Source organism: Paenibacillus sp. BK033, assembly GCF_004345425.1.
Taxonomy (GTDB): Bacteria; Bacillota; Bacilli; order Paenibacillales; family Paenibacillaceae; genus Pristimantibacillus.
Genome location: NZ_SLVP01000004.1, coordinates 548,374 through 558,730, shown reverse-complemented (window position 1 = coordinate 558,730; position 10,357 = coordinate 548,374). Strand labels below are relative to the sequence as shown.

Here is a 10,357-nt window from a genome sequence, read left to right as displayed (position 1 = left end):
GTCCGCTCGACTTGCATGTATTAGGCACGCCGCCAGCGTTCGTCCTGAGCCAGGATCAAACTCTCCATGAATGGTGTTTGACTTGCTCATTACTTAACTAGCTATTTAAAACTTGTTTGAATCGACGTGATTCATTTGTTCAGTTTTCAAGGAACTTGTTTGTCACATTTTGTCGTGACAAGATGTTATGTTATCAGCTTCTTCATTCTTTGTCAACAGCTTGTTTCACATTTTTATTTGCTTCGATGCGTTTCGCTATTGATGTCGTGTCTTCCGAAGCGACAAGAAATAATATACCATGTCCGATTTTGAAATACAACTTGTAATATATGACATTTTTCCTCCGCTTCATAAATAAACGCCGCTAGCCTTTTTTCAAAGACCCGCGGCGCTCCGGCATACTATGAAAACTCAGGCTTCGCCTAATAAACGGAGCAATTCGTCTTCGTCATCTATTACGGTAATGCCAAGATCACGGGCTTTGGTCAGCTTGCTTCCTGCGCTTTCCCCCGCAATAACGAAGTCCGTCTTTTTCGATACGCTGCCGCTGACTTTGGCGCCGAAGGCTTCAAGCTTCTTGGCCGCTTCGTCACGCGACATTTTCGACAAGGTCCCCGTTAATACAACCGTCTTGCCGCTAAAAATGCTGTCCTGACGAACAACTGCCGGCTGCTCGGCTTCGGCTTTAACGCCAAGCTCGCGCATGCGGGCAATACTTGCCGCGATTACCGGATCGGCAAAATAACTCACGATACTGTCCGCTACGATTGCGCCAACGTCCTGCAGGCCTACAAGCTCTTCCGCCGTTGCCGACATGACGGCATCAAGGCTTCCGTAGTGGTCGGCAAGCATTTTGGTCGTCGCTTTCCCCGTGTTCGGAATGCCCAAGGCAAAGAGGAAGGCTGCCAGATCGCGGTCTTTGGATTTTTCAATGGCATCGAGCAGCTTGCGGGCTTTCTTGTCCCCGAAACGGTCCAGCTTAATCAAATCATCGTAACCAAGGGCATAGAGATCCGCCGGATCATGAACATCGCAGTCAGCATACAGCTGTTCTGCCGTCATTACGCTGAAGGCTTCGATATCCATCGCGTCACGGGACGAGAAATGGGTGATACGCCCGATAATTTGCGGCCGGCAGCCCAGCTTATTGTTGCAGAACAGATGCGCTCCCCGCTGCTCCAGCTCGGTGCCGCAGGCCGGGCATACGGTTGGAAATACGATTTCCTGACCGGGCTCTTCGTCCACTTTGCCTAGTATTTCAGGGATTACATCGTTGGAGCGGCGAATGGACACAAGAGTGCCCAGGGCATACTTCAAGTTCTTCCGTTCAATGTCGCCGATATTGTTAAGCGTACAGTTCTGTACTGTAACTCCAGCTAGCTCAACGGCTTCCACGCGTGCCACCGGCGTGATTTTGCCCGTACGGCCCACTTCCCAGGAGACAGACTCCAGCACCGTTGCCGCCTCTTCCGCCTCAAACTTGAAGGCTACCGCCCAGCGCGGGAACTTATCGGTATAGCCCAGCGCCTCACGCGTACGCATATCCGTAAGCTTCACGACAGCGCCATCGATCAGGAAGTCGAGCTCCAAGCGCTTCTCGGCAATCCGCAGCAACTCTTCCTGCACTTCTTCAATCGTATCGAAATACAAGGCATACGGATTGACTTTAAACAGATTATCTTTCAAGAACTGCTGCATTTCCCGGTGATTCGCAAACGAAACGCCCTCCGCAAAGCCGACATTATAGAAGAAAGCGCTCAGCTTCCGCTCCGCCGTTACTTTCGGATTCAGGTTTCGAAGCGCGCCTGCCGCGGCATTGCGGGCATTTTTGAGCGGTTCTGCCGCCGTCTGGTTATATCGCTCCAGAACGGACAGATTCATAATCCCTTCCCCTTGCACTTCAATAATTCCATCTTTGAATGGAATAGTCAGCGGTACGGAACGAATGGTCTTCACCTGTGCCAGAATTCCCTCGCCAACCGTGCCGTTGCCGCGGGTGGATGCCTGAATAAGCTGGCCGTTCTCATAGGTCAGGTTGAGGGTCAAACCGTCGAATTTGAGCTCAACGACATAGTTGGGCTGCGGAAGAGGCTCCTCCTCCGGATGCTTCGCGTTATAGTCATTGATGGCTTTCAATACCCGCTGATTCCACGCCAGGAGATCTTCGGTATCCTGCGCCTTGTCGAGACTCCATAAGCGGGCCCGGTGACGGTGGGGCTCAAAGCCTTTGAGCAGTTCTCCTCCAACGCGCTGAGTAGGGGAATCGGGCAGTACAATGCCGGTAGCCGCTTCCAGCGCTACCAGCTCGTCGTACAATTTGTCGTAGTCCGCGTCATTAATCGTCGGCTGGTCAAGCGTATAATACGAATAATTATGGGCGGAAATTTCCGCCGCCAGCTCTTGCATGCGGCTCAACTGCTCAGGCGTTGCCGTCTGGTTTTCCATGGGAGGGTCACATCCTTCCATCCAATTAGACTTTTGTTATTGGTGCAAATCCGGCCAAAAGCCGTTTGACGCCAACCGGCGCAGGGAAAGCGATTTGCAGCTCCATGTCGTTGCCCGTTCCTTTGACGGAAACGATGACGCCTTCGCCCCATTTGCCGTGCGCGACCTTGTCGCCGGCAACAAAGTTCCGGTCCGCGGCGTTCCCCGCGGCCGATCCGGCGGTAGCCGCCGCTTTCGCTGCTGCGTCAAGCGGCGTGCTCACGCGCACTCCCGCACCCGATGGTCCCGAGGTGCGGGCTCCGGCGCCGGACGCGCCGAAGGATGGCGCGCGCCCTGCGCCAAAGCCGGCGCTGCCGCCGCTGCTGCCAAAGCTTGCGCGGCTTGCGCTGCCGGCAAAGCTGCTCGCGGAGCGCCCAATCGTCCCGCCCGGCGAAGCCAGCGTCTTCACGTTGTCCGGCACTTCCTGCAGAAAACGCGAAGGCAGGTTGGCACTGATGCGGCCGAAGAGTGTCCGGCTACGCGCGCAGGTCATGTAGAGCTGCTTTTCCGCACGGGTAATCCCTACGTAAGCAAGGCGGCGTTCTTCTTCGAGCTCTTCGTTATCGTTTAACGCGCGGCTGTGCGGGAAGATGCTTTCCTCCATCCCGATAATAAAGACAACCGGGAACTCCAAGCCCTTCGCGCTATGCATCGTCATGAGAACAACGGAATTGTTGTCCGCCGGTTTCCCGTCGTCATCCTTGTCCATGGAATCAATATCCGCGATAAGGGCAAGGTCCGTCAGGAAAGCGACTAATGTCTTGTCTTCATTGCGCTTCTCGAAATCCATCGTAACGGACAGGAACTCGTCGATATTTTCCAGGCGGGCCGTCGACTCAAGGGTCTTCTCGCGCTGCAATTCAATGCGGTATTGCGACATCTCCAAGACCTTCTCCGTCAGCTCGGTTACGGACAGATAGTCGACCATCTGCGTTAAATTATCGATCATATCCTTAAATTCGTGCAGCAGACCTTGCGCTCTAGCGTTCAGATCAATCCCTTGCAAATTGCCAAGCACGCTAAAGATAGACGTGCCTTGACGGACGGCTTCTTCCGCCAGCTTCGCTACCGTCGTATCGCCGATCCCCCGCTTCGGCACGTTGATGATCCGCTGCAAGCTGATATCGTCGTCCGGATTCGAGATCAGTCTGAGGTACGCGAGCAAATCCTTAATCTCTTTGCGGTCATAGAACTTGATGCCGCCGACAATTTGATACGGAATGTCCGACTTGATCAGAATTTCCTCGATTACGCGGGACTGGGCGTTGGTGCGGTACAGAATGGCGTGGTCATCGTATCTGCGGCCGCTTTTCACGTTTTTGCTGATCGTGCCGGTTACGAAATACCCTTCGTCATGCTCGGAGTCGGCCTGATACAAGGTAATCAGGTCGCCTTCTCCCTGATCGGTCCACAGCTTTTTCGGCTTGCGGCCCGTATTCAGCTTAATGACGGCATTTGCCGCTTCCAGAATGTTGGCCGTAGAACGGTAGTTCTGCTCGAGCATTATGGTACGGGCTTCCGGATAGTCATCCTCAAAGTTCAGGATGTTCGTAATGTCCGCTCCGCGCCAGCGGTAGATCGACTGGTCGCTGTCGCCGACAACGCAAATATTGTGATGCTTGTCAGCCAGCATGCGGCAAAGCATGTATTGCGCTCGGTTCGTATCCTGATACTCATCCACATGGATATAACGGAATTTGTTCTGGTAGAACTCCAGCACTTCCGGCATTTCCTTGAACAGCTGAATCGTCGTCATGATCAAATCGTCAAAATCCAGCGAGTTGTTGCTCTTCAGCCGCTTCTGGTACATCTTAAATACTTTCGCCACAATATCGGTAAAATAATCGCCCGTCTTCTGCTCGTAACGCTCCGGCGTAATGAGTTCGTTCTTCGCGCCGCTGATCTCGGCCTGAACCGCTTTCGGCTCAAATTTTTTCACGTCGATATTAAGCTCTTTCATGCAATTGCGGATGACCGACAGCTGGTCGGCGGAATCCAGGATCGAGAAATTGGAAGTAAAGCCGATACGATCGATATCCCTGCGGAGAATCCGCACGCACATGGAGTGGAAGGTAGAGACCCAAATATCCTGACCGGAAGGACCAATCAGCGCCGCTACCCTCGCCTGCATCTCCCTGGCGGCTTTATTGGTAAAGGTAATGGCCAAAATGCTCCAAGGCGCAACCCGCTTCTTCTCGATTAAATAAGCAATACGGTGCGTAAGCACCCGGGTCTTGCCGGATCCCGCCCCCGCCATGATAAGCAATGGTCCATCCGTCGCCTGAACGGCATCCCTCTGCGGAGGGTTCAGCTTCTGTACGGCTTGATCAATATTTATCGGATTAAACATAAATGTACTCCTTAATTATAAGTTCTGTTCGCATTGCGTTCGCTTCTTACTGTTAGTGTAGACAACGTCCAGTAATGTGTCAATTTGCAAATAAAAAGCTATTCCTAAAGCTTGTTCTTACGCTCTCGGAATAGCTCTGTGCTGCCTTGCATCTCTTGAAAAAGCTTCTGTCTTCAGCTTGCTTCGGGCATACGCTTGCCCGTTCACCGCCGAGCTGCCGCGCGGACGGCCTCAACGGTCGACAGCGCAGCCGCCAGGTCGTTGTAGATGACATTGCCAACCACGATGGTATCGGCAATGCCGGCTGCCTGCGCTGCGGTATAGGCATTATGAATGCCCCCGCCGTAAAAAAGCTGAGCCCCTTGAGCCGCATCCTTCGCTGCGCGGACCAAGGCCATATCGCCAAAACGCCCGCTATACTCGATATAAATGACCGGAAGATGCATCAGTCTCGCACCCATGCGGACATGGGCAACCACAGCCGTCTCGTCCAGCTCCGTGTCGGCGCCCGTAACGGCAGCAGCCGTTGCGTCATTATTGAGGATGATATAGCCCTGCGAAGCAGTCTCTTCCCACGGCACGAAAGAGCCGTATTCTTTAAGTCCTTCGATCTGGCGGCCGATAATCCACTCCGACTTGTCCGTGTTGAGGACGATCGGGACAAAATAACCGTCAAAGCCGGGAACGGCCCCGTCAAGGGTCGAAACCTCGAGGGCACAGTCCACCTCATAGCGGCGGATGCGCGCCATGAGGTCAACCGTATTTTCAAACGTAACGCCGCTGGAGCCGCCAACTATGATCGCATCGGTTCCGGACATACAGACGGCATCTAAAGCCTCGTCCGAAATTTCCTTCTCCGGATCTAATTTGAACACATGTCTCCAGCCGCTGTACCATGCTCCACTCATAAAGGCCGTTCTCCTTATTTCACGAGCTGCCCGCGCGTAACGCCGAGCTGATTCGTTGCTTTTAACGTTTTCCATACCTTTGTGCCGCTGATTCGTCCGTCCAGCGCGTCACGGTACAAACCAAGCACTTCGCGTACTTTGTCCGCGGTCTCTTCCAAGAACTCAACGCGGTAGGAAGGAACGCCAAGCTCCAGGAAATTGCGGATATACTCGGCGCCCGATTGCTCGATGGCGTTGTACACCGTATTGCGGCAGCCTTCGTCTACCCGCACCGGATGGGACATCCCGATCCGGTCCTGCAGGGATGCGCGGTGATCCTCGCAAGGGCGCCCGCAGTTCGTATAGTCGGTGCCTTCGCTCATGAATGTGCAATATACGCAATGCTCCGTATGGAACATCGGCAGATGCTGCTGAATAACGACTTCCAGGCGCGAGGTGTCGGATTGCTCGAGCATATCGACCATCTGCTGAATGTTCAGGTCATAGGACGGTGTAATCAGATCCAGGCCCGCTTCGGCAAATACTTCGACCGCTTTATGGTTCGCTACGTTAAGCGAAAAATCGCCGATCAGCTTAGGAAACGGCTTGCCCGGGTTCTCCGCGCGCGCACGAAGGTAGTAGTATAACGCCCCCGTATTGCGGACAAGCACGGCATCCGGCTGGAGTTTCAATATATTTGCATGGTAGCCGTTCTCTCCCGGCATATGAATGCGAGGCGTAGCCAGAGCGATAGGCTTGCCGGCTTTACGCGCTGCTTCGATTGCGGCAGGAAACTGCTTGATAAATTCAAAGTCCGCATAGATCATCTCGACATCCATTTGAACAGCTGCTTCAACCTGCTCCAGATTGCGGCAGAGAGCCGTCAATTTCGGCTCGGCTACCTGCTGTTTGGAGGACTTGGCTTTTGCGACTGCGTTTGGCGCATCGTCAAGCGGATCGATCATATGCTTCACGTATACCGGCGGCTTCGGACGTTCGCCTGTCAGCTTCTCGACCGCTTCGCGGCGAATCCGGTTCAGCTCGCGTACGGGTACGATAACGTCGCCCTCAAGCGCGACCTCCAGCCGGTCCAGCTGATAGAGCGAGCCGCCAAGGCGGCCAAGCTGATCTTCAAGCAGCGCAGCGTCCATCGGACGTTTGTTCGCCTGCTCCAGCAGCAGCTCGGATTCAACCTCTACCGTGATGCCCTTCTGCGCATCCGTCCACCAGGTGCGGAGCGGTTCGCCAACGCTGCCCGTTACTTTCAGGTGCAGAGGGAATACGCGGTACGGCTTCTCGGTCTCGAACGTTGCACGTAGACGCTTGTCGAGAGCAGGGTCATTCGTCTTCCAGATCTTATCTCCGACATGGACCTTGCGAAGATCTACGTCATTGCGTCCGGCAACGAGCTCAAGAAGAGTCCCTTCCTGCGCTTCGCCTTCAATCTTCTGGCCGTGACGCCGCAGGTCGTAGACGCGTCCGCCCTCTTCCTTCTTCGTTGGATCCCCGGCGTCAAATACGATACCGTCACCGCGCTTGAGCGGAGCTTCCAGGCGGATCGTCACCGCATCGCGGAGAATACGCTCTACCCGGCCCAGATAAACGCCGCGGCTTTTCGGGAAGGTGCCGTCAACAAGCTGCTTGTTGTTCGTCCCTTTCAGGAAGCCATGGGTAAACCCGCGGGAGAAGCTTTGCTGCAGCTCGCGGACTTCCTCCTTCGAAGGGCCCGTGAGGTCACCTGCAAAATAGCTGTCAATCGCGCGGCGGTACTTGCTCACCACGTTCGCTACGTATTCCGGGCTTTTCAGACGGCCTTCAATTTTGAAGGAAGTTACGCCCGCTTGAATCAGTTCCGGAATCAGGTCGATAGCCGCCAGATCTTTCGGAGATAATAAGTAAGCGACATCGCCCATCGGCTTATGCTCGCCGTCTACCATCAGATCGTAAGGAAGACGGCAGGCCTGCGCGCATTCCCCGCGGTTCGCGGAACGGCCGCCCCACATCTCCGAGGTCAAGCATTGGCCCGAGTACGATACGCAGAGCGCGCCGTGCACGAATACTTCCATCGGAAGCTTGGCCTGTTCGCCGATCTTTTGAATTTGCTTCAGGTTATTCTCGCGTCCGAGAACGACGCGTTCCATGCCGAAAGGCTTCGTGAATTCCACCGCCTCAGGCGAGGTGATCGTCATTTGCGTCGAGCCGTGGATCGGGAAATCCGGAGACAGCTCGCGGATCATTTTCACAAGACCCAAGTCCTGCACGATGACCGCATCCACGCCGGCATTGATGCACATTTCTATCAATTGCTTCGCATCCCGAAGCTCGTCTTCAAATACGAGAATATTAAAGGTCAAGAAACCTTTTACGCCATAGGTATGAAGAAACGCCATAATCTCCGGCAGCTCTTCGCTCCGGAAATTGTTTGCTCGAGCACGCGCATTAAACTTCTCTACGCCAAAAAAAATGGCATCCGCGCCGTTGGCCACTGCTGCGCGCATGCAATCCCAGTCGCCGGCAGGAGCCAGCAGCTCGATATCCTCTCGTTTTATATCTATCGTCATTCGACATTCATTCCTCCATTTGTAAACCTGCTATTGCTAGTTTATCAAACCGCGGCAGCAGATGCCACCACCCAATACTGGCAGGGAAGAGAAAAGAAGCCGATTCTCTGGCTGAGAACCGGCTTCTTTCCTTCTATCAGTCGTGATTATTGGAATTTGATCGATTTAACAATCGTGTCAAAACGATTTAAAGCGCTGGTTGTCGCATTCGCGTTATTAATGCCAAAGAGGAACATGATCGTATTGCCTTTGTTCTCTACGAAATAAAAAACATCCGTAATCGGAATATCGTCTTCCGTAACATCTTGAACCGAGAATTTAATGACATTCGCGCTTCCGATCTGGAAGGAGGTGCTGCCGGAGACCGTAACCCCTTCTTTCTGCAAGGATTGCTGAACGGATTGAGCTGTGCTTGAAGCGCTCATATCCTCGATATTTTGAAGAATCATGTGCCCGAAGCTATCGACGTAAGCAACGGAATCCTTGTTGAAATCGGTGTTAACCCCGAACCAATAAGCAGGAAGAGCAACCGAGTATCCGTATTTGGTACTTGTTTTGACGGTAACCTCGGAACGGTCTAAGTCAAACTCATCTTCCATTTGGCCATAATTTTTCTCCACGTATGCGGTATCGATATCTACCGTTGCCATCGTAGACTTAAATAACGCTTCCCCTTGCGAGCCTGTCTTGGAATCATAGTTGAAGTCAATCGCATAACGGTATTTGCCGGCAATCAGCAGCACCTCGTTAGCGGTGTACCACAATTTCTGGTCATAAGTGAACTCGTAGGTTAAAACAAGCGCATTGCCGTCTTTTAACGTAATGGAAGAGGTTTTCTCGTTCTTAATGTAGTTCGGCAGGAAATCATCATGCAAAAGCTGTTGTCTCCGCGCAAGCCATTGCTGCGGGTTGTCCTGCTCTTTCACCGAGGAAATGCTGAAGGAGAAGTAACCGTCCTCGCTGACGTAAGTCGGGTTGCTGCTATCCTTGTCCATATACCAGCCAGCGGGAAGCTTTAGAGACAAGCCGTATTCTTTGTTGTTAATAGACATCAAACCATTAGAGACCTTAGTGATATCTTTAATCGTTTTATCGTTACTGTCGAAGGACGGAATAAAGCTGTCAAGCAGCGATTGATAGGGATCCAGAGCGGTTTTATCCGTGCCGGCTACTCCGCCCATGACATAGTAAAGCGTATCGCCCTTCTGAAGAGCACGGTATTCGAACAGCAAACCGCGTTCGGTCGTTCTGGTAACCACTTTCTCGAAGTTAAGACCATTCACGGTAATAGTCCGTTTATCAATAACAACCTCGTCATCGCCTAACCAGCCGGATACGATCTTGTCCTGAATTTCGCTTTTGGTCAGAACGTCGGAAACCTTCTCCGTGGAAATAATTACGCTTGTGTCGCTTGTTGTGCTGCCCCAAATCACAAATGAGCCATCGTCATTTTGATTCAAGAGCTTCAGCCCTGGCGGATAGTTCATTGTCCAGCCATAGTAGCTGTCGCCGAACTTGGTTTTGCCATAGTCAGGGTCCAGGTTTGTCGAACCGCCGCCCGAATTGCTATTGCCGTTGCCGGATTGAGCAATAGTACCGGTGATTACGATTTCGCCCGTCTTCTTGTCTTTGCCGATCTTCGCGCCAAAGGCTTCAACGATAACACGCACCGGCACCATCGTTGTGCCTTTGATTACGACTGGAGCAACCGCCACCGTCTGGTCTTTGCCGTTTACCTTTACGGTTTTGCTGCCAATGGTTACGACTACGGTCTTGTTGTTGTAAGTAAGGGTAATAATTTTGTTGTCTTGCAGCTTCAGCTTTGCGCCGAAAGCTTTCGTGATAATGCTAAGCGGTACCATCGTTGTTCCTGCTTTTTCAAAAGGAGCCTGCACCGTCGATTGTTTTCCGTTAATCGCAACGGTCGAGCTGTTTGTTTTGAGGCGGATTTCTACGTTGCCGCTCGCGGAGTCGGCTGCGAAAGCCGCTGCCGGCACGATCGTTATGACCAGCAATACCGCTAACAGCATAAACATAATTCGTTTCATCTTCATTCTCTCTACTCTCCCTATTTA

5 protein-coding genes and 1 rRNA gene are annotated in these 10,357 nt (G+C 52.8%); all 6 read right to left on the bottom strand.

From position 1 onward, the window contains the following. Positions 1–71 (bottom strand): 16S ribosomal RNA (locus EV294_RS17345); the annotation flags it as partial. A gap of 340 nt (positions 72–411) precedes the next feature. Then, positions 412–2,445, bottom strand: a complete 2,034-nt coding sequence (gene ligA / locus EV294_RS17340) for an NAD-dependent DNA ligase LigA (protein WP_132308925.1) — start codon at positions 2,443–2,445, stop codon at positions 412–414. A gap of 25 nt (positions 2,446–2,470) precedes the next feature. Continuing rightward, entirely contained in the window at positions 2,471–4,834 is a 2,364-nt protein-coding gene (gene pcrA, locus EV294_RS17335; protein WP_132308923.1) for a DNA helicase PcrA, read from the bottom strand. Positions 4,835–5,037: 203 nt separating this feature from the next. Beyond that, positions 5,038–5,742 (bottom strand): heptaprenylglyceryl phosphate synthase, encoded by a 705-nt coding sequence (gene pcrB / locus EV294_RS17330; RefSeq protein ID WP_132308921.1) that lies wholly within the window; start codon positions 5,740–5,742, stop codon positions 5,038–5,040. A 14-nt stretch (positions 5,743–5,756) separates the two neighbouring features. After that, positions 5,757–8,282, bottom strand: a complete 2,526-nt coding sequence (locus EV294_RS17325) for a U32 family peptidase (protein WP_132308919.1) — start codon at positions 8,280–8,282, stop codon at positions 5,757–5,759. A 146-nt stretch (positions 8,283–8,428) separates the two neighbouring features. After that, complete coding sequence (locus EV294_RS17320; RefSeq protein ID WP_132308917.1) at positions 8,429–10,336, bottom strand: copper amine oxidase N-terminal domain-containing protein; 1,908 nt, start codon at positions 10,334–10,336, stop codon at positions 8,429–8,431. Positions 10,337–10,357 lie beyond the last annotated feature (21 nt).

Excerpts from the sequence above, each read along its gene's own strand:
- ligA (WP_132308925.1), bottom strand. The coding sequence starts at position 2,445 with ATGGAAAACCAGACGGCAACGCCTGAGCAGTTGAGCCGCATGCAAGAG.
- pcrB (WP_132308921.1), bottom strand. The coding sequence starts at position 5,742 with ATGAGTGGAGCATGGTACAGCGGCTGGAGACATGTGTTCAAATTAGAT.
- EV294_RS17325 (WP_132308919.1), bottom strand. The coding sequence starts at position 8,282 with ATGACGATAGATATAAAACGAGAGGATATCGAGCTGCTGGCTCCTGCC.
- pcrA (WP_132308923.1), bottom strand. The coding sequence starts at position 4,834 with ATGTTTAATCCGATAAATATTGATCAAGCCGTACAGAAGCTGAACCCT.
- EV294_RS17320 (WP_132308917.1), bottom strand. The coding sequence starts at position 10,336 with ATGAAGATGAAACGAATTATGTTTATGCTGTTAGCGGTATTGCTGGTC.